We start from the raw sequence: 17,892 nt of genomic DNA, 5'->3' as shown, positions 1-17,892 counted from the left end.
TCTCAGGCTCCCTCGGCCAGTGCCAGCGGCAGGCCAGTCAGTTCACGCAACTGTTCGATGTCCATGCCGTCCACCATTTCCAGCACGGTCGCGCCATCGGTACCGATGTCGAACACCGCCACATCGGTATACACCCGCGACACGCAGCGCAGCCCGGTCAGCGGGTAACTGCATTCGGACACCAGCTTGCTTTCACCGTGCTTGGTGAACAGATCCATCATCACGAAGACCTGCTTGGCACCGATGGCCAGGTCCATGGCACCGCCCACGGCGGGGATCGCGTCGGCAGCACCGGTACTCCAGTTGGCCAGATCGCCGTGTGCCGACACCTGGAAGGCACCGAGGACGCAGATGTCCAGGTGACCACCGCGCATCATCGCGAACGAGTCGGCATGGTGGAAATAGCAGCCCCCGGTCAGCAGGGTGACCGGCTGCTTGCCGGCGTTGATCAGGTCCGGATCTTCGTGGCCCGGGGCCGGCGCCGGCCCCATGCCCAGCAGGCCATTCTCCGACTGCAGGAAGATCTCCTTGTCGGCCGGCAGGAAGTTGGCCACCGTGGTCGGCAGGCCGATGCCCAGGTTGACGTAGGCACCTTCGGGAATGTCACGCGCCACGCGCGCGGCCATCTGTTCGCGGCTGAGCCTGTTCATGCCTGCACTCCTTCGGCTGCAACCTGCACCACGCGCTGCACGAAGATGCCGGGGGTCACCACCGCCTCCGGGTCCAGTTCGCCCAGCGCCACCACATCACGCACCTGCGCGATGGCGCAGCGTGCGGCCATCGCCATCAGCGGGCCGAAGTTGCGCGCCGTCTTGCGATACACCAGGTTGCCCCAACGGTCACCGCGGTCGGCCTTGATCAGCGCGAAGTCCGCGTGCAGCGGGTATTCCAGCACGTACTGGCGGCCATCGATCTCGCGCGTCTCCTTGCCCTGGGCCAGCTCGGTGCCATAGCCGGTGGGGGTGAAGATCGCGCCCAGGCCGGAACCGGCGGCGTGGATGCGCGCGGCCAGGTTGCCCTGCGGCACCAGTTCCAGTTCGATCTCGCCGGCGCGGTAAGCGGCGTCGAAGTGCTGCGAGTCCGCCTGGCGCGGGAACGAGCAGACGATGCGGCGCACGCGCTTGTGCTTGATCAACGCCGCCAGCCCGGTATCGCCATTGCCAGCGTTGTTGTTGATGATCGTCAGTTCGCGCGCGCCCTGCGTGATCAACGCATCGATCAGCGCGTCGGGCATGCCGGCGGTACCGAAGCCACCGATCATCACCGTGGCGCCATCATGGATATCGGCCACCGCTGCTTCCACGCTGGCCAGGGTCTTGTCGATCACTGCATTGCTCCTTGCCCACGCGGCCGGCGACCATCACCGGCGTGCTGCGGGGACACTGCGAAGGGAAAACACAACCCGGCCATGGTCGCCATGTCACCTCGCCCGGTCAATGCGATATTCGGCCATGTGATTCGATAATCGCACATTGCATGACATGCGAGGCGCATGGGGTTCAGCGCCTTTTCTGTCCCACGCCTACGCGCAGGCCCAGGCACGCCCAGGCCGCGAGCAGCAGTGGCAGCGCGCACAGCACATACAGCGCCGCAGGCTGCCAGTGGCGGTCGACCAGCACGCCTACGGTCAGCGGCGAGAGAATCGCGCCGACGCGGCCGATGCCGATCGCCCAGCCCAGGCCGGTCGTCCGCACGTCGGCGGCGAACACCACCGGCGCGGCCGCATACAGGCCAGCCATCGCCGCGAACAGCGCCGCGCCGATCACAAAGGCCAACGGGAAGGCCACGCCCAGCCGCGTGTTGAAGGCAGCGAAGCCCAGCATCGACACCATGGCCAGCAGCAGCGCGCCTGCGGTCAACTTCGACAGCGACCAGCGCGAAGCGAGCCAGCCGAACAGGCTGCCGCCGACGATGCCGCCCAGGTTCAGCAGCACGCCACCGGTGATGCCCTGCTGTGCCGACACCCCGGCCGAGACCAGCAGTTTCGGGGTCCAGCTCAGCACGAAATAGAATGCGAACATGTGCAGGAAGAAGGCCAGTGCGATCAGCAGCGCGACCCGGCGCAGATCACCCACGAACAGCGCCGCATAGCCCTGCCGCTGCCCCGTACGCACGGCGGCAGGCGGCAGGGCCGGCAGTTCCGGCATGCGCATGCGCGCGCGCAGTGCATTCAGCCGCGGCAGCGCGTTGGGCGGGCGACGCGCAACCAGGAAGTCCAGCGATTCGGGCAGGCACGTGAGCACCAGCGGAATGCACAGCAGCGATGCCGCAGCACCGATCAGGAACACGCTGTGCCAGGACCAGTGCTCCAGCATCCACGCCGCCAGCAGGCCACCGGCGGTGGCCCCGATCGGATAGCCGGTGGCCTGCAATGCGACCGCCGTGCTGCGCCACTTGGCGTTGGCATATTCGGCGGTGATCACGCCAACGCCGGCCAGCATGCCGCCGATGCCGATGCCGGTGTACACGCGCAGCGCGCCCAGCTGCCACGCATTGGCCGCCAGCGCCGACAGCACCATGCCGCTGGTCAGGATCAGCAGGCAGCAGATGATCATCGGCCGCCGGCCCCAGCGGTCGGCCAGCGGCGCCAACAGGAACGATCCCAGCGCCATGCCGACCAGTCCGGCACTGAGCATCAGCCCCAACACCTTGCCCGACAGCGCCCAGCCCGCCGACACATGTGGCGCGGTGAAGGCCATGACCATCACATCGAAGCCATCGAGCATGTTCAACAGCACGCAGATGGCGATGGCGGTCCACTGGAAAGGACTCATCCGTTCCAGGATGAGCGAGGGTGCAGCGGTGGGGGCATGGCTCATGGCGGGGTTTCCTGCAACAGCATGGTGCGATGGAACGTCTGGCGGGGAAGGTCTCAGTGACCGGCCTGGCTGGAGGCGTGGATGACCTGCAGAACGTCCTGCAGGCGATCAACCTCGACCTGGCCAGGCGCCGAGGCGGTGCCGATCATGCCGAAGGTCAGCGCCTGCCCGAAGGTCTCGCCGGCCAGCCGCGAGACCACCCCGGTGCCGCCCATCGACATGGTCAGCAACGGCCTGTCGCTCTGCTGGCGCACCTGCCAGGTGGCGTCGAGCAGGGCCAGCACGTCGCCGGCATCGCGCGGCATCACCGCGATCTTCAGCACGTCCGCACCCAGTGCCTGCTGCTTCTGCAGCCGCGCGACGATCTCCTCGCGCGGCGGCGTGGCGTGGAAGTCATGGCTGGACATCACCACCTTCACCCCTGCCTTGTGCGCCTGCGCTACCAGCGCCTTTACCACCGTCGGGTCGCGGAACATCTCCACGTCGATCAGCTGGGCCACGCCTGCACGCAGCAGCGTGGCGTACAGCGCGCCGTAGTCGGCATCGCTGATCGGCCTTGCGCCGCCTTCGGCCTTGGTACGGAAGGTCACGATGACCGGCTTGCCCGCCAGCGTCTGCTGGATCCGCTTGCCCAGTGCCACCAGCGCCTGGCCATCGGTGGCGATGTCCAGGTAGTCGATGCGCCATTCGGCGATGTCGGTGGCCTTGCTGGCGGCGATGGCGGCCGCCTGCTGCAGGGCGAGGTCTGCGGTGGCACCGGTGATCGGCACGATGGTGCGGGGGCTGCCTTCGCCGATGCGCAGCGAACCCACCTGCAGTACCGCCGGCGGGGGCGCGGCCAGGGCCGGTACGGACCCGGCGCACAGCGCACCGGCGAGGACGACCGAGGCAAACGGAATCTTCATGGCAGATACCCAAGCAGGAATGGAGCGCGCGACCATCAGAAGGTCACCTTGGCCTGGACGCCCACGGCCCAGGCGTTGTCGGTACCGCTGTAGTTGAACGTGCCCGGGTTGACGATGTACTGCACGTCCGGGCGGATCATCAGCCACGGATTCACCTGGATGCTGTAGGACAGTTCGAACAGCTCCTCGGCCTGGCTGAGGTGGTACAGCGGCGAATCGATGGGCACGCCACCGTCGGCCAACGCGGCCCGTCGCGCATCGACCAGCCGGTTGTTGATGTCGGCGCCCACGTAGCCCAGGGCGATGCTGTCCTGCGCGCGCCGACCGATGCCCTGGTAGACGCCGCCCAGCGCATACCAGCGCTTGATCTGCGCCGTCTGCCGGTCCGACACCATGTACTGCGCGAACGCGGTCAGGCCACGGGAAGGGTCGGCCGACTCCTGCGTAAGGCGCTGCTCGGCCAGGAGGTACGCACCATGGCGACCGGTGGTCGGCGAGGTGTCCAGCCCACGCTGGGCCACGCGCGAGGTGTCGTAGTATCCGCCGAACTTGTAGACGCCGGCGTAGCGGCTGCCCTTGGCAGGCGTCCAGGTCACTTCGACCGGGAACAGCGAACCGGTGGTGCCCGAGGCGAACGGACGGAAGGCATTGCGTTCGATGTTGCCGCCCAGGTTCGGATTGACCTGGAACCAGCCGGCGCGAACGTTCACTGCCGGGCTGATCTGCTGGGCAAACTCTCCGCCCCAGCGCGCCACCGGGTAGTTGTACCAGCCACTGTTGCCGGACATCGCCAACGGGTGCGCACAGAACGCGGCGTTGACGAAATGGGTCAGCAGGCTGTGCAGGCCGAACTGGTTGCCCATCGCGTAGTAGCCGAGCTTGTAGTACGACTGGCCGGCGTTGAAGGTCTGGTCGTAGCTCAGTTCGGTCAGCCGGGTGTACTGGCCACCGTAGGCTTCCTGGATCGGGAAGCGGTTGCCGACGAGGTCGGCCGACGTACTGCGGCCGCGACGGTCGTTGAGGGTGAAGTGGAACGCCCCACCGCTCCAGCCGGCCAACCTGCCCATGTCCAGGTCCATGCCCACGCGCACCTGCTGCGCGTAGCGCGCGCCGGTTTCGCCATAGCCGCCTTCGACCACGCCCATGGCTTCGCCTACGTAGTCGCCGCGGAAGGCGACGCCACGCTCGAACAGGTCGGTGCGGGTGCCGCCCCAATCGCCGGTCAGGGTGCTGCCTTCGTAACGGTTGCTCGATTGCGCGCAGGCCAGCGCCGGCAGCAGCGCAGTGGCCAGGATACCCAGGGCAACGGATGTGGGACGTGTCATGATCGCAGTCTCGTAGAGGGGATCAGCGCAGCGACAGCGGCGCGCTCAGGGGGGAGGTGGCGCCCTGCGCCGAGGTGACCGTGGCGGTCACGCTGCCGGCCAGGGCAGCATCCACGGCTGCAGCGAGCGGGAAGGTGAAGCGGCCCTGCCCCTGCGCGTCGGTACGCGCTTCCACGCTGCCCAGCATCCATTCGGCCTCGCTGCCGCCGGCGGCGCGGTTGCCGAACACTTCCACCTGGTAGCGGGTGTCGGGCACGCCGTGGAAACGACCGCTCAACTGGCGCTGCGCGCCCTCGCCGCGCACGTCGACCCACGTCGGCGCGGCCTGTCCCAGGTTCGGCAAGGGCTGGCAGTCGGCCTGGCCGGCAGCCGTGCAGATGCGCGCGCGCCGGGCGGGATCGCTGTCGACGCCGCGACCGCGTGAACCGACGAAGCTGGCATGTTCCAGACCCGGCACGCCGAACACGATGGCCCCCCGCGGCTGGCCCTTCATGCAGGCACCGCCCGCTTCGCAGCGCTCGATCGGCAGGCCGTTGCCGTAGATGCGGTTGGCGGTGAAGCGGTTCGGCGCACTGACCGGTTGTGGGCGCACGCCGATTCCAATGCCGTTGCCGGTGATGGTGTTGCCGTCAACCACGTTGCCGCTGCCGGTGATGCTCAGGCCCAGCGAGTTCCCGGTGAAGGTATTGGCCGCGATGTAGTTGCGGTTGCCCCAGTTGATCTGCAGGCCGTCGGAGTAGTCCACGAAGCGGTTGTGAACCACGGTGTTGTCGTTGCCCCACAGGATCTCGATGCCCTGCGAGGGCTCCGGGTTGGCCGGGGTGGACTGGAACAGGTTGTCGGCCACCAGGTTCCAGGCCGCGCCACGGGTCAGCTCCAGGCCATCGCCATTGTCGAGGAACACATTGCGCACGATGCGGTTGTGCACCGTGGTGGTCGCGGTGGACTGGCCCTTGCCGTCATCGCCGGTGAGCATGATGCCGGCACCGCCCTTGTTGGCGACGATGCGGTTGTCATGGATCTCGTTCAGGCTGGAGCGGTTGACCAGCACGCCGATGCAGAAATTGCGGATTTCCAGGCCTGCCAGCTCCACGCCTTGGGTATCCCGCAGGACCAGGCCCGGCAGCGTGGTTGTGCGCACATTGGTGCCGGACTGCCCTGGCTCGGCGCCGGGGCAGGCATCGGTACCGCTGCCGGTGACGTAGGCCGAGCCATCGATGGCGATGTACTGGCCGTCGCGCGCCCAGGACGTACCGATGATCTGCACCGGACCCTTGACCTCCGGCAGCGGCGAGGCCGGCCTGATGACGTAGGGCGCAACGCCGACGGCGTCGATCTCGATGCGGTAGCGGCCCGGATCGGCATTGGCGGTGGTGATCGCCCAACGCAGCGAGCCGGCGTTGGCGTCGTCGGCGTAGCGATCCACGCGGAGCACCTGCAGCGGCGCGCGCGGTGGCTCGGCCTGGTAGGCCAGCGCCAGCGTCGGCAACACGGCAAGCAGGGACAGGGCAACAACGGACAGACAACGGGACATGCGAACACTCCGCACAGGTGAAGGGACATCCGGCGGCCTTCCCCTGCACCTGGCTTCAGCACCGGACCGGCTGCTGCCCTCGCCCCGCCAGGGGTGGATCGCTTGGACTGCTACGAAACTGTGGAGTGAAATTAGGTTTATCGCACTGCACCATTCAAGTGCGATAATCGACTATGCGTGCGAATATCGAACTTAACGGATACGACCATCGTTGTAGGCGGGCCGCGCAGCGACGCCGTCGACTGCGGTGCCGGCCAGCAGATGCGCGCCTTGCGCGGATGAAATCTGCCTGCGATCGCAACAGATCACGAACGCCCGTCGAAGGCCTGTTGTTGTTTCTGCGGGCGCCGGCCGGCGCCCGGGCGAACGCTCAGGAACTGCAGGACAGCATCGAGCAGCCGGCGCGGTGGTCGGCCCACCCCGGCCGCTTGCCGGCAAAGTGCTCCAGGCCGGCGCGCTCGGTGTATGGATCGCGCAGCACGTCCTGCAGTGCGTGGACACCGCCGAGGTCGCCCTGCTCGGCGCGATCGATGGCCTCCTGGGCCAGCCAGTTGCGCAGCACGTACAGCGGGTTGGCCGCTGTCATCTTCGCCAGGCGTTCCCTGGCCGACAGCGGATCGCTGCGCAGGCGCGCCGCGTAGTCCTGCAGCCACTGCTGCAACGGCGCCTGCACCGCCTGCTGGCGCGCCTGGTCGTAGTAGACGGCGTCGAGCAATGCTGCCTCCGGTGCCACCGGATCGAGCCGCATCAATGCGCGCCAGGCCAGGGTCATGTCCATGGCGCCCTCCTGCATCAGCTGCTGCCAGCGCTGGTAGAGCTGCAGGTCGTCATCGTCGGCGGCGGCCAGCCCCAGCTTCGCTGCGGCATCGCGGCGCGTGCAGGCCAAGAAGGTGGACGCATAGGCCGCCAGGCCCGCCTGCAACGGCGCCACATCGGCAAACAGCGGCGACAGCGCCTGCGCCAGTCGGCTCAGGTTCCAGTACGCCACCTGCGGCTGCGTGCCGAAGCGGTAGCGCCGGCCCTGCGCGTCGGTGGTATTGGGCGTCCAGTCCGGATCGAAGTCCTCGACCCAGCCGTAGGGGCCGTAGTCCAACGTCAGGCCGAGCACGGACAGGTTGTCGGTGTTCATCACGCCATGGACGAAGCCGACGCGCATCCAGTGCGCGATCATCTCGGCGGTCCGCACTGCGATCTGCGCGAACCACGCGCCGTAACGCGCCTCGCCCTGCCCTTCAATCTCGGGGAAGTCGCGCGCGATGCAGGCATCGACCAGCTGCTGCAGCAGCGTGGTTTCACCACGCGACGCCGGCAGTTCGAACGAACCGAAGCGCAGGAACGACGGCGACACCCGGCAAACGATGGCACCGGGCTCCGCACGCGGGTGGCCGTCATAGAACATGTCGCGCACCACGTCCTCGCCGGTGCCGACCAGTGACAATGCGCGCGTGGTCGGCACGCCCAGGTGGTGCATCGCCTCGCTGCACAGGAATTCGCGGATCGATGAGCGCAGCACGGCCCGCCCGTCGGCGCCACGCGAATAGGGCGTGGGGCCTGCCCCCTTCAGCTGCAGCTCCCAGTGGCGCCCGTCCGGTGCAACCAGTTCGCCCAGCGAAATCGCGCGGCCATCGCCCAGCTGGCCGGCCCAGTGACCGAACTGGTGGCCACCGTAGTTGGCAGCCCACGGTTGCATGCCGGCGTACAGGGCATTGCCACCGAACACACGCGCAAAGCCTTCGCTCTGGACTTCGGCGGCGGGCAGGCCAAGCATCGCGGCCACGTCAGCCGACCAGGCCAACAGCGTGGGCGCCGCCACCGGCGTCGGCATCACCGGCGACCACGCCGCGCCCAGCACCTCGCGGCGGCGTGGGCCGGATTCGGCGTCGCCCGGCAGGGTGCGCAGCAGGCGGTTGTCGAAACGAAGGCTGTCGGTATCCATGGCGTTGAAGATGGGGGCGACGGCCGCCCGCCTCAATTGCCGCTGAGCGCCTGCAGGTGGCCGCCGTGGGCCTCGGCCCGCTGGTAGGCCGGGCGCTCACCGATGCGCTTGAGGAAGCCGCGCAGCCCCGGCTTGTCGTCGAGGCCACCGCCTCGCGCGGCAGCGGCCTGGATCGGGAAGCTCATCTGGATGTCGGCCGCACTGAAGCGCTCGCCCGCGAACCAGGGGCTTTCGGCGAGGCGGCGCTCCATCCAGTCCAGGTGCAGGCGCCGCTGCGGACCCATGAAGCCGCGCTCGGCCTTGTCGGCGATGCTGCGCGCGATCGGGCGGGCGAAGAACGGCATCGGCGCGTTGCGGATGCGCCCCATCACCAGGGTCAGCAACAGCGGTGGCATTGCCGAGCCTTCGGCGTAGTGCAGCCAGTAGCGATAGGCCAAGCGCTCGGCCCCGTCGGCCGGCATCGGCGATGGCGACAGCTGGCGCTGGGTGTCGTAACGGTCCGCAAGGTAGTCCAGGATCGCGCCGGACTCGGCCAGCACCAGGTCGCCATCCTGCAGGACCGGCGACTTGCCGAGCGGATGCACCCTGCGCAGCTCCGGCGGTGCCAGCAGTGTCTTGGGATCGCGTGGATAGCGGCGCAGCTCGTAGTCCAGCCCCAGCTCCTCCAGCATCCACAGCACGCGCAGTGAGCGGGAGTTTTCAAGATGGTGGACGATGCGCATGGGGATGATCCTTGGGAAGGGCCACATCGTACCGCGCGCAGTGCATGCCCTTTGTAGAGTCGAGCCATGCTCGACTGGCGTTGAGAACACTCAGGCGCGGCTCGACGCCGCAAGGACAGCGGGCAATAAAAAACGCCGGAAGCTTTCGCTTCCGGCGTTCTGGCTACCCAACGGTAGCAGACGGATTAGACCGCCTGCACCTGGTCAGCCTGCATGCCCTTCTGACCCTGGACGGCGATGAAGGTAACCTTCTGGCCTTCCTGCAGGGTCTTGAAGCCGGTGCCCTGGATCGCGCGGAAGTGCACGAACAGGTCCGGGCCGCTTTCCGGGGTGATGAAGCCAAAGCCCTTGGCGTCGTTGAACCACTTGACGGTACCGGTCTGACGTTCAGACATTTTTACTAACTCCTGAAACACATGTTGAAAAAAATCGCAGCCACCGGGTATCGGGGCCGAGACTGAGTTGCAGGCGTTGGTAAAGCGGATCGATGAGCGGATCGTGAGATCAACTGCACCAGGCCACGATTCACGGTGACCCTAGCAAACACAGTGGGTCGCACGATACGCGTGTTTTCTGCAAAAAGCGATAGCCCCGGCGTTCATCGGAACACCTCGCCCGCTAGGCGTGGCAAGGGCTGGCAGCCTTTCGCGGCTAACCCCGAGTCCCCATTCAGGTTTTTCCTACCCTACACTGGGTAAATGACTGAAGCTGAAATCCCCGCTGAACACGCGTCTCCCCGCATCTGGGTGGACGCAGACGCCTGCCCCACCGTCATTCGCGACATCCTGTTCCGGGCCGCCGAACGGGTCGGGATCGAGCTGACCCTGGTCGCCAACCAGTGGATCCGCACCCCGCCGTCGCGCTGGCTGCGCTCGATCCAGGTACCGCAGGGGCTGGATGTGGCCGACAGCGCCATCGTCGAGCGGGTCGGCGCCGGTGACCTGGTGGTCACCCAGGACATCCCGCTGGCCGCACTGGTGCTGGAAAAGAAGGCCGTGGCGCTCAACCCGCGCGGCCAGCTCTACACGCCGAACAACATGGCCGAGCGGCTCTCGATGCGCAATTTCATGGAGGAACTGCGCGGCGCCGGGGTACAGACCGGCGGGCCGCCGCCGTTGGGGCCGCGTGACCGGCAGCTGTTCGCCGCCGAACTGGACCGCTGGCTGGCGCGTCGCCCTGGTCGCTGAGCGGCTAGCCGCCCTCGGGCGGCAAGCGCAGGCGGCGCTCGCTGCTGAAGACCCGCCGCGCCCCGTCCAACGGGTCATCGAAGGCCAGGCCCTGCGCCAGCAGTTGCAGCGGCGCCTCGGCCGCGTCCGCAGGGCGTTGACGAAGCTGAGGGTATAGGTCGTCGCCCACGATCGGGGCGCCCAGCATCGCCATGTGCACGCGCAACTGATGCTTGCGGCCGGTTTGCGGCAGCAGGCGGTACCGCCAGATCGGGCCGTCGGCCTCGATCAGCTCGATCCGGCTGCGTGCGTTGGGCTCGCCGGGCCCTTCGGCCATGCGGAAGAAGGGCTCGCCCGGTACCAGCCGGCTGTCGCGCTGCAACGGAAACGCGACCCCTGGCAGCGCCGGCGCCAGGGCCTCATAGGCCTTTTCGATGCGTCGCTCGCGGAACAGCCGCTGGTAGGCATCGCGCGACGCCCGCTGGGTCGAGAACAGCACCAGCCCGGCCGTCAGCCGATCCAGCCGATGCAGCGGCACCAGATCGGTGTTGCCGGTGCGGGCCACCAGTCGCGCCAGCAGGGTCTCGCGCACATGCGCGCCGGCCGGCGTCACCGGCAGGAAGTGCGTCTTGTCGGCCACCAGCAGGTGCGCGTCCAGATGCACGATGGTCTCGGCGAAGGGAATCGACGGCTCGTCGGCCACCTCGCGGAAGTACTGGATCTCAAGGCCTACCTTCCACGGCGTATCCGGCGCAAGCACCCTGCCCTGCGCGTCCAGCACGCGGCCGCGCGCGAAGCGATCCTGCCATTGCGCGCGCGTGATGCGCGGGAAACGCGCGCACAGGCCCTCCAGCAGGGTGGCCCAGGGGCCAGGCGGCAGCTGCAACCGGCTGGGCAAGCACATCGCATCCACTCCGGCCACGGGGAAAGAGCACCAGAGTGCCACCGTTGACGGCCTGCAGACAGCCCAGCCACGGACACCCCTGCGGCAAACCTCTATCATTGTCGTCTTTAGTCCACGGATCCCCCATGGCTCTTACCGCCACCATCCGCAAGGCCGAACTGCAGATCAGCGACATGGATCGCGGCTATTACGCGACCCACAACCTGACCCTGGCCCAGCATCCGTCCGAAACCGACGAGCGCCTGATGGTGCGCCTGCTCGCCTTCGCGCTGAACGCCGGCGACCGCCTGGAATTCGGTCGCGGCCTGAGCACCGACGATGAGCCGGATCTGTGGGAACACGACTACACCGGCGACATCCTGCAGTGGATCGACCTGGGCCATCCGGACGAATCGCGCATCCGCAAGGCCAGCAACCGCAGCCGCCAGGTGCAGGTGGTCAACTACGGCGGCAATGCTTCGGAGATCTGGTGGAACAAGCAGGGCAAGGGCCTGGCACGTTTCGACAATCTCTCGGTGGTCGATCTGGACGGTGATTTCGTCGAGCGCTGGGGCCAGCAGATCCAGCGCGCCATGCGCTGGAGCGTGCTGATCCAGGACGGCGAGGTGCAGCTGCTGAACGATCAGAACCAGTTCGACGTGATCCCCAACTGGCGCAAGCGCGCCCAGGCATGAGTACGATCCGTTGCGACGTGGTGGTCATCGGTGCCGGCGCCGCCGGGCTGATGACCGCGATCACCGCCGGCCAGCGCGGCCGCCAGGTGCAGGTGATCGACCATGCCAACAAGGTCGGCAAGAAGATCCTGATGTCCGGCGGTGGTCGCTGCAACTTCACCAACACCGGCACCACACCGGCCAATTTCCTGTCGGCCAACCCGCACTTCTGCAAGTCGGCGCTGGCACGCTACACGCCCTGGCACTTCATCGAGCTGGTGCACAAGCACGGCATTGCCTATCACGAAAAGGAACTGGGGCAGCTGTTCTGCGATGTCTCGTCCAAGCAGATCGTGAAGATGCTGGTCGACGAATGCCAGGCGGCCGGCGTACAGATCCGGACCGACTGCAGCGTGCAGCGCATCGAGCACGGCAGCGATGGTTTCCGCGTGCACACCACGCAGGGCCTGTTCCATTGCGCCTCGCTGGTGGTTGCCACCGGCGGCCTGTCGATTCCCAGCATGGGCGCCACCGGCTTTGGTTATGAGGTGGCCCGCCAGTTCGGCCACCAGGTGCTGCCGACCCGCGCCGGGCTGGTCCCGCTGACGCTGAGCGGCAAGCACCAGGAGCGGCTGGCCGACCTCAGCGGCGTCGCACTGCCGGTCGAGGCGCGCTGCAACGGAAAGAGTTTCCAGAACTTCATGCTGCTGACCCACCGCGGCGTGAGCGGCCCGGCCATCCTGCAGATTTCGTCGTTCTGGCAGCCCGGCGATGCGCTGGAGCTGGACCTGTTGCCGGGCCAGGATGCGGGCGAGTGGCTGCGCCAGATGAAGCGCGAGCGGCCCGCCGCCGAGCTGCGCACCGTGCTGGGCGACGTGATGCCCAAGCGGCTGGCGCAGCGCCTGTGCGAGCACTGGCTGCCGGACCGCCCGGTGCGTCAGCTGGACGAGCCGGTGCTGCGCCAGGCCGCGCAGCTGCTGGGCGCGTTCCCGCTGGTGGCCAGCGGCACCGAAGGCTACCGCACTGCCGAGGTCACCCTGGGCGGCGTGGACACGGCCGAAGTGTCATCCTCGACCCTGGAGTCCAAGCGCGTGCCCGGCCTGCACTTCGTCGGCGAGGTGCTGGACGTGACCGGCTGGCTGGGCGGCTACAACTTCCAGTGGGCCTGGGCCAGCGGCCACGCTGCCGGCAGCGTGGTGTGAACCACATCGCCGTTCGATGCGTGCCTGGGGCGCGCGCATGGACGGTTCGCCGCGCATCGTGTATCTAGATTTGCAGATTGGGGAGCAGTGCATGCAGAACGCGAACGACATCACCATCCGCCTGCTGATTGTCGATGACAGCGGCGAAAACGCCGAAGCCATCGTCAGCACCCTGCGCAACAGCGGCATCGCGGTACGCCCGTGGCGCCCGCAGGATGCGGCAGAGCTGGCCCAGGTGCTGGCCAGCCAGGCCATCGACCTGGTGCTGGCCTCGCCCTCCCAGGGCATCCCGCTGCAGCTGGCCGCCCAGCACATCGCCGCCAGCGGCAAGGACATTCCACTGGTGCTGCTGGCCGAGCGCATCGACGAGGACGAGCTGGTGCAGGCCAGCAGCCACGGCATCCGCGCCCTGGCCCTGCGCCAGCGCCCCGAGCACCTGCTCGCCGTGGTCCGCGACCAATGGGTCGATCTTCAGGCGCGTCGCGGCCTGCGCCGGATCGAGGCGCAGATGCGCGAGACCGAGCGCCGCTGCGACGCACTGATCGCCTCCTCGCGCGACCCGATCGCCTACGTGCATGAAGGCATGCACATCCGTGCCAACGACGCTTACCTGGAGATGTTCGGTTACGAGCACTTCGACGACATCGAGGGCATCTCGCTGCTGGACATGGTCGCGGCCCAGCACGTGGAGGGCTTCAAGCAGCTGCTGAAGGGCCTCAGCCGTGGCGAGGCGCCGCCGCCGCAGTACCAGCTCGACGCGCGCCACCAGGATGGCAGTGCGTTCCCGGCGACGATGGAATTTGCCGCGGCCACCTACGAGGGCGAGTCCTGCCTGCAGGTGGTGCTCCGCCGCCGCATGGAGTTCGACCCCGAGCTGGCGCGCGAGGTCGAGGACCTGCGCCAGCGCGACCAGGTCACCGGCCTGCTCAATCGCCCGACCTTCATGCTGCAGCTGGAAAGCGCAGTGGCCCAGGCCGGGCGCAGCGAAGGCCAGTTCGGCCTGCTGCTGATCGAGCCGGACCACTACGCACGCCTGCTGCCGGACATCGGCCTGGCCTCGGCCGACACCCTGATCGGCGCCCTTGCCGGGCTGCTGGCCGACGTGGTCGGCGAGGACGCGCAGCTGGCCCGCTTCGGTGAACACAATTTTGCCGTGCTGCAGGCCGGGCCCTACGCGCAGACCGTGGCGCTGGCCGAGCGCATCCGCGAGGCCTACGCCGCGCATGTCTTCAGCATCGGCGCACGTTCGGCCACGGTAACGGTCAGCATCGGTGGCGTGCAGGTCGGCGAGAAGATCGCCAGCATCGGCCAGGTGCTGGCGCGCGCCAGCGAATGCACGCAGGCCGCCGCCGAGCTGGGCAACACCTGCCGCATCTTCGATCCGGCCGCTGCCGACCGGGTCGAGGAAGAGCGCGTGCTGCGCTGGGTCGCCCGCATCCGCGAGGCACTGGCCGGCGACGGCTTCCAGCTGCACTACCAGCCGGTGCTGAATCTGCAGGGCGAGCCGCTGGAGCTGTACGAGGCCTACCTGCGCCTGGAAAACAACGGCGAACTGCTGAGCCCGACCGCGTTCCTGGGCATCGCCGAGGAACACGGGCTGCTGGCCGACATCAACCGCTGGGTGGTCTCGCAGGCGATCGCAGTGCTGGGTGAGCGCGCACGCGCGGGCCATGCCACCCAGGTGCTGGTGAAGGTCACGCCGGAATCGTTCGATGACCCGCAGATGATCGCCACCCTGCGCCGTGAGCTGCAGGCGCAGGGCGTGCCGGGCGAACGGCTGTGGCTGCATGCGCCGGAAGCCAAGGTATTCACCCACCTGCGCAGTGCGCAGCAGTTCCTCGCTGAAGTGGCGCCACTGGGCTGCCGCATCGGCCTGGAGCAGTTCGGTTCGGGCCTGGACTCGTTCCAGCTGCTGGCCCACTTCCAGCCGCAGTTCCTCAAGCTGGACCGCGGCTTCACCAGCGATCTGGCCGCGACCCGCGAGAACATCGACCGCGTCAGCCAGATCACCGCGCGCGCACAGGAAGCGGGCATCCGCACCATTGCCGAGTTCGTCAGCGATGCCAACTCGATGACCCTATTGTTCAGTACCGGCGTGGATTACGTGCAGGGCGACTTCGTCGGCCCGGCACTGCCGGAGATGGGCTTCGAGTTCGGGTGACCGAGGTAGCGCCAGCCGCTGGTAGCAGCCTTTGGTACCCAGGGTTGCTACCAGCGGCCGACACTACCCAAGAAAGGTGCGGCGTTCGGCCTTTTCGCTGATCAGGTCATGTCGACCAGGTTGTCGATCTTCACGTCCGGATTGACGTCGGCCTCGTAGTCGACGCCGTCCACGCCAAAGCCGAACAGGCGCAGGAAGTCGGCCTTGTAGCCGGCCAGGTCGCTGATCTCGTACAGGTTCTCGTTGGTCACCTGCGGCCACAGCGCAACCACCTTGCCCTGCACGTCCGCGGCCATTTCCTTGTAATCGGCGCGCAGGCGGCCCTCGTCATCGACCAGCGCAACGGTGTGGCCGTCGCCATCGACCAGGTCGTGGCGCAGGCGTTCGACCGCCGTGCCATCGGCCTTGCCGCCGTAAAGGATGTCGTACAGCACGTCGAGCTGCTCGATGCAGCCTTCGTGGGTGCCCTTCTCCTTCATCACCTTGAACAGCAGCGACAGGTACAGCGGCATCGTCGGAATCGCCGAGCTGGCCTGGGTCACCACGGCCTTCAGGACCGACACGCGCGCATCGCCGCCGATTTTCGCCAGCTTCTCGCGCAGGCCCAGCACCTTCGTATCCAGGTCCTTCTTGGCGGCGCCGATCGAGCCGTTCCAGTAGATCGCCTGGGTGATCTCTTCGCCCACGTAGGTGAAGGCCGTGGTGGTGCAGCCATTGGCCAGCACGCCCGCATCGGCGAGTGCGTCGATCCACATCTGCCAGTCCTCGCCGCCCATCACTGCGACGGTGCCGGCGATTTCTTCCGGAGTCGCCGGCTGCAGGGTGGTTTCGGTGATCACTTCCTTGTCGGTATCCAGGCCACGCAGGGTGATCGGTTCGCCGATCGGCTTCAGCGTGGAACTGATGATGTCGCCGGTCTTGGGGTGCTTGCGGCGAGGTGCGGCGAGGCTGTAAACGACCTGGTCGACCTGGCCCAGGTCGGCCTTGATCATCTCGATGGCCTTGGCCTTGACCTCATCGGAGAAGGCGTCGCCGTTGATGCTCTTGGCGTACAGGCCGGCTTCGTCAGCGTACTTGTGGAACGCGGCCGAGTTGTACCAGCCCGCAGTGCCCGGCTTGGTTTCGGTGCCCGGGCGTTCGAAGAAGATACCCAGCGTGGCGGCGCCGCTGCCGAACGCGGCAGTGATCCGTGCGGCCAGGCCATAGCCGGTGGAGGCACCGATCACCAGCACCCGCTTCGGGCCGTTCTGGATCGGCGGACGCGCGCGGATGTAGTCGATCTGCTGCTTGACCGCGGCCTCGCAGCCGGTCGGGTGGGTGGTGACGCAGATGAAGCCGCGGACGCGCGGTTTGATGACCATGGATACCTCGGGTTGGCAGATGCGGCGCACGGGGCGCTCAGCAGGAATATGGGCGCGCCTGCGCGCGCGAACCGCAGGATCGTAGTGCGCGGGGGACGATTGCACAACCGACGCTGGCGTAGGGTGGGGTTTGCTTTGCAGGGCTGCAAGCCCTGCACACAAAAAACCCCGCGTGCGCGGGGTTCTCTGTGTGCCGCATGCAGCAGATGCTTACGGGCGACGGGCCAGGGCCTCGACGTCCTTCGCCTTCGGCAGCAGGTCCTGCTTGCTGACGCGCAGGAAGCCGATCGTCAGCATCGGCACCGCGACCAGGATCGAGGACAGCACCACGATCACCGCGCCGATCATGTGCGTCTCGGCCAGGCCTTCCATCGACGCACCGCCGTACAGGTACAGGGCAAGCGCCGACAGGAAGAACATCACCGCAGTGATCACCGTACGCGACAGCGTCTGGTTGATCGAACGGTTCAGCACCTCCATCGAGTCCACGCGCAGGCTGCGGAAGTTCTCGCGGACGCGGTCGAACACCACGATGATGTCGTTGATCGCAAAGCCCATCACCGACAGCAGGCCGGCCAGCACGGTCAGGTCGAACTCACGGCCCAGCAGGGACACGTAGGCGACCGTCACGATCAGGTCGAACATCGCCACGATGCTGGCGGTGACCGCGAACTTCCATTCGAAGCGCACCGCGATGTAGATCAGGAAGCCGGCCAGCATGAAGATGGTGGCGTACAGGCCATTCTTCGCCAGGTCCTTGCCGATCTGCGGGCCGACGAATGCGGTACTCATCACCGTGGCCTGGTTGTCGGCGCTGGACAGCACCTTCACCACGGCCGCGGCGGTGGCCTTGTCCTCGGCAGCGGCATCACCGGTGCCCGGCGCATGCTCGCCGTGCGGCGCCAGGCGGATCAGCAGGTCGGTGTTGCCACCGACGCTCTGCACCTGGGCACCGTCGAAGCCGTTCTGCTCCAGCTTGGCGCGGACCTGCTCGACGTCCACGGCCTTCTCGAAACGCGTTTCGATCAGGGTGCCGCCGGTGAAGTCCAGTGCGTAGTTGAAGCCCTTGACGCCGATGATGGCGACCGAGGCCAGGAACACCACGATGGTGACTGCCATGGCGACATGGCGCCAGCGCATGAAGTCGATCTTGGTGTCGTTCGGGAGGATGTGCAGCGGAAACAGTTTCATTGTGCGTGTCGTC

At 67.4% G+C, this 17,892-nt stretch carries 16 protein-coding genes; 4 read left to right on the top strand and 12 right to left on the bottom strand.

The window, feature by feature from the left end; all coding sequences use genetic code 11:
- Positions 1 to 2: 2 nt before the first annotated feature.
- The 9 genes from NSQ78_RS09500 to NSQ78_RS09460 form a co-directional block, all read right to left on the bottom strand.
- Positions 3 to 650, bottom strand: a complete 648-nt coding sequence (locus NSQ78_RS09500; RefSeq protein ID WP_064238258.1) for a 3-oxoacid CoA-transferase subunit B — start codon at positions 648 to 650, stop codon at positions 3 to 5.
- On the bottom strand, positions 647 to 1,327 hold the full coding sequence (locus NSQ78_RS09495) for a 3-oxoacid CoA-transferase subunit A (RefSeq protein ID WP_057493777.1): 681 nt from the start codon (positions 1,325 to 1,327) through the stop codon (positions 647 to 649). Before NSQ78_RS09495 ends, NSQ78_RS09500 begins: the two co-directional genes overlap by 4 nt.
- Positions 1,328 to 1,499: 172 nt before the next feature.
- Positions 1,500 to 2,819 carry an MFS transporter gene (locus NSQ78_RS09490; RefSeq protein WP_064238256.1) on the bottom strand — a complete coding sequence of 440 codons (1,320 nt, stop codon included), beginning with the start codon at positions 2,817 to 2,819 and terminating at the stop codon, positions 1,500 to 1,502.
- A 53-nt stretch (positions 2,820 to 2,872) separates the two neighbouring features.
- Entirely contained in the window at positions 2,873 to 3,724 is an 852-nt protein-coding gene (gene aroD / locus NSQ78_RS09485; RefSeq protein ID WP_223224817.1) for a type I 3-dehydroquinate dehydratase, read from the bottom strand.
- A gap of 35 nt (positions 3,725 to 3,759) precedes the next feature.
- Complete coding sequence (locus NSQ78_RS09480; RefSeq protein WP_064238252.1) at positions 3,760 to 5,049, bottom strand: carbohydrate porin; 1,290 nt, start codon at positions 5,047 to 5,049, stop codon at positions 3,760 to 3,762.
- Between the two features lie 22 nt (positions 5,050 to 5,071).
- Complete coding sequence (locus tag NSQ78_RS09475) at positions 5,072 to 6,583, bottom strand: right-handed parallel beta-helix repeat-containing protein (RefSeq protein ID WP_149901915.1); 1,512 nt, start codon at positions 6,581 to 6,583, stop codon at positions 5,072 to 5,074.
- A gap of 370 nt (positions 6,584 to 6,953) precedes the next feature.
- Positions 6,954 to 8,519, bottom strand: a complete 1,566-nt coding sequence (locus NSQ78_RS09470; protein ID WP_064238248.1) for a YdiU family protein — start codon at positions 8,517 to 8,519, stop codon at positions 6,954 to 6,956.
- A gap of 32 nt (positions 8,520 to 8,551) precedes the next feature.
- Positions 8,552 to 9,241: a glutathione S-transferase gene (locus NSQ78_RS09465; protein WP_053463268.1), complete on the bottom strand. Its 690-nt coding sequence runs from the start codon at positions 9,239 to 9,241 to the stop codon at positions 8,552 to 8,554.
- Between the two features lie 185 nt (positions 9,242 to 9,426).
- Entirely contained in the window at positions 9,427 to 9,636 is a 210-nt protein-coding gene (locus NSQ78_RS09460; protein ID WP_005416210.1) for a cold-shock protein, read from the bottom strand.
- 303 nt (positions 9,637 to 9,939) lie between these two features.
- Here NSQ78_RS09460 and NSQ78_RS09455 point away from each other — a divergent pair, with 303 nt between their 5' ends.
- A complete protein-coding gene (locus NSQ78_RS09455) occupies positions 9,940 to 10,428 on the top strand; it encodes a YaiI/YqxD family protein (RefSeq protein ID WP_057493784.1) in 489 nt (162 codons plus the stop codon).
- Between the two features lie 4 nt (positions 10,429 to 10,432).
- Here NSQ78_RS09455 and NSQ78_RS09450 read toward each other — a convergent pair whose 3' ends face one another.
- Entirely contained in the window at positions 10,433 to 11,311 is an 879-nt protein-coding gene (locus NSQ78_RS09450) for a pseudouridine synthase (RefSeq protein WP_064238245.1), read from the bottom strand.
- 125 nt (positions 11,312 to 11,436) lie between these two features.
- On the opposite strand from NSQ78_RS09450, the gene NSQ78_RS09445 reads away from it, so the two are divergent.
- The 3 genes from NSQ78_RS09445 (at position 11,437) to NSQ78_RS09435 (ending at position 15,327) form a co-directional block, all read left to right on the top strand.
- Complete coding sequence (locus tag NSQ78_RS09445) at positions 11,437 to 11,985, top strand: YaeQ family protein (RefSeq protein ID WP_049464421.1); 549 nt, start codon at positions 11,437 to 11,439, stop codon at positions 11,983 to 11,985.
- Positions 11,982 to 13,166: an NAD(P)/FAD-dependent oxidoreductase gene (locus NSQ78_RS09440; RefSeq protein ID WP_049464420.1), complete on the top strand. Its 1,185-nt coding sequence runs from the start codon at positions 11,982 to 11,984 to the stop codon at positions 13,164 to 13,166. Before NSQ78_RS09445 ends, NSQ78_RS09440 begins: the two co-directional genes overlap by 4 nt.
- A gap of 91 nt (positions 13,167 to 13,257) precedes the next feature.
- The gene (locus NSQ78_RS09435; RefSeq protein WP_064239639.1) at positions 13,258 to 15,327 is read left to right on the top strand and encodes an EAL domain-containing protein; all 2,070 of its coding nucleotides are present in this window, start codon (positions 13,258 to 13,260) and stop codon (positions 15,325 to 15,327) included.
- Between the two features lie 101 nt (positions 15,328 to 15,428).
- Here NSQ78_RS09435 and fabV read toward each other — a convergent pair whose 3' ends face one another.
- Both fabV and secF read right to left on the bottom strand, forming a co-directional pair.
- Positions 15,429 to 16,688: an enoyl-ACP reductase FabV gene (gene fabV / locus NSQ78_RS09430; protein WP_057493786.1), complete on the bottom strand. Its 1,260-nt coding sequence runs from the start codon at positions 16,686 to 16,688 to the stop codon at positions 15,429 to 15,431.
- 210 nt (positions 16,689 to 16,898) lie between these two features.
- Positions 16,899 to 17,879 carry a protein translocase subunit SecF gene (secF, locus tag NSQ78_RS09425; protein ID WP_064238243.1) on the bottom strand — a complete coding sequence of 327 codons (981 nt, stop codon included), beginning with the start codon at positions 17,877 to 17,879 and terminating at the stop codon, positions 16,899 to 16,901.
- Positions 17,880 to 17,892 lie beyond the last annotated feature (13 nt).

The organism is Stenotrophomonas sp. FSL W7-1447 (genome assembly GCF_037966425.1).
Lineage (GTDB): Bacteria > Pseudomonadota > Gammaproteobacteria > Xanthomonadales > Xanthomonadaceae > Stenotrophomonas > Stenotrophomonas pavanii.
The sequence above is the reverse complement of the archived record's forward strand: the minus strand, read 5'-3'. Positions and strand labels throughout refer to the sequence as shown.

Excerpts from the sequence above, each read along its gene's own strand:
- NSQ78_RS09500 (WP_064238258.1), bottom strand. The coding sequence starts at position 650 with ATGAACAGGCTCAGCCGCGAACAGATGGCCGCGCGCGTGGCGCGTGAC.
- NSQ78_RS09490 (WP_064238256.1), bottom strand. The coding sequence starts at position 2,819 with ATGAGCCATGCCCCCACCGCTGCACCCTCGCTCATCCTGGAACGGATG.
- aroD (WP_223224817.1), bottom strand. The coding sequence starts at position 3,724 with ATGAAGATTCCGTTTGCCTCGGTCGTCCTCGCCGGTGCGCTGTGCGCC.
- NSQ78_RS09480 (WP_064238252.1), bottom strand. The coding sequence starts at position 5,049 with ATGACACGTCCCACATCCGTTGCCCTGGGTATCCTGGCCACTGCGCTG.
- NSQ78_RS09475 (WP_149901915.1), bottom strand. The coding sequence starts at position 6,583 with ATGTCCCGTTGTCTGTCCGTTGTTGCCCTGTCCCTGCTTGCCGTGTTG.
- NSQ78_RS09470 (WP_064238248.1), bottom strand. The coding sequence starts at position 8,519 with ATGGATACCGACAGCCTTCGTTTCGACAACCGCCTGCTGCGCACCCTG.
- NSQ78_RS09465 (WP_053463268.1), bottom strand. The coding sequence starts at position 9,241 with ATGCGCATCGTCCACCATCTTGAAAACTCCCGCTCACTGCGCGTGCTG.
- NSQ78_RS09460 (WP_005416210.1), bottom strand. The coding sequence starts at position 9,636 with ATGTCTGAACGTCAGACCGGTACCGTCAAGTGGTTCAACGACGCCAAG.
- NSQ78_RS09455 (WP_057493784.1), top strand. The coding sequence starts at position 9,940 with ATGACTGAAGCTGAAATCCCCGCTGAACACGCGTCTCCCCGCATCTGG.
- NSQ78_RS09450 (WP_064238245.1), bottom strand. The coding sequence starts at position 11,311 with ATGTGCTTGCCCAGCCGGTTGCAGCTGCCGCCTGGCCCCTGGGCCACC.
- NSQ78_RS09445 (WP_049464421.1), top strand. The coding sequence starts at position 11,437 with ATGGCTCTTACCGCCACCATCCGCAAGGCCGAACTGCAGATCAGCGAC.
- NSQ78_RS09440 (WP_049464420.1), top strand. The coding sequence starts at position 11,982 with ATGAGTACGATCCGTTGCGACGTGGTGGTCATCGGTGCCGGCGCCGCC.
- NSQ78_RS09435 (WP_064239639.1), top strand. The coding sequence starts at position 13,258 with ATGCAGAACGCGAACGACATCACCATCCGCCTGCTGATTGTCGATGAC.
- fabV (WP_057493786.1), bottom strand. The coding sequence starts at position 16,688 with ATGGTCATCAAACCGCGCGTCCGCGGCTTCATCTGCGTCACCACCCAC.
- secF (WP_064238243.1), bottom strand. The coding sequence starts at position 17,879 with ATGAAACTGTTTCCGCTGCACATCCTCCCGAACGACACCAAGATCGAC.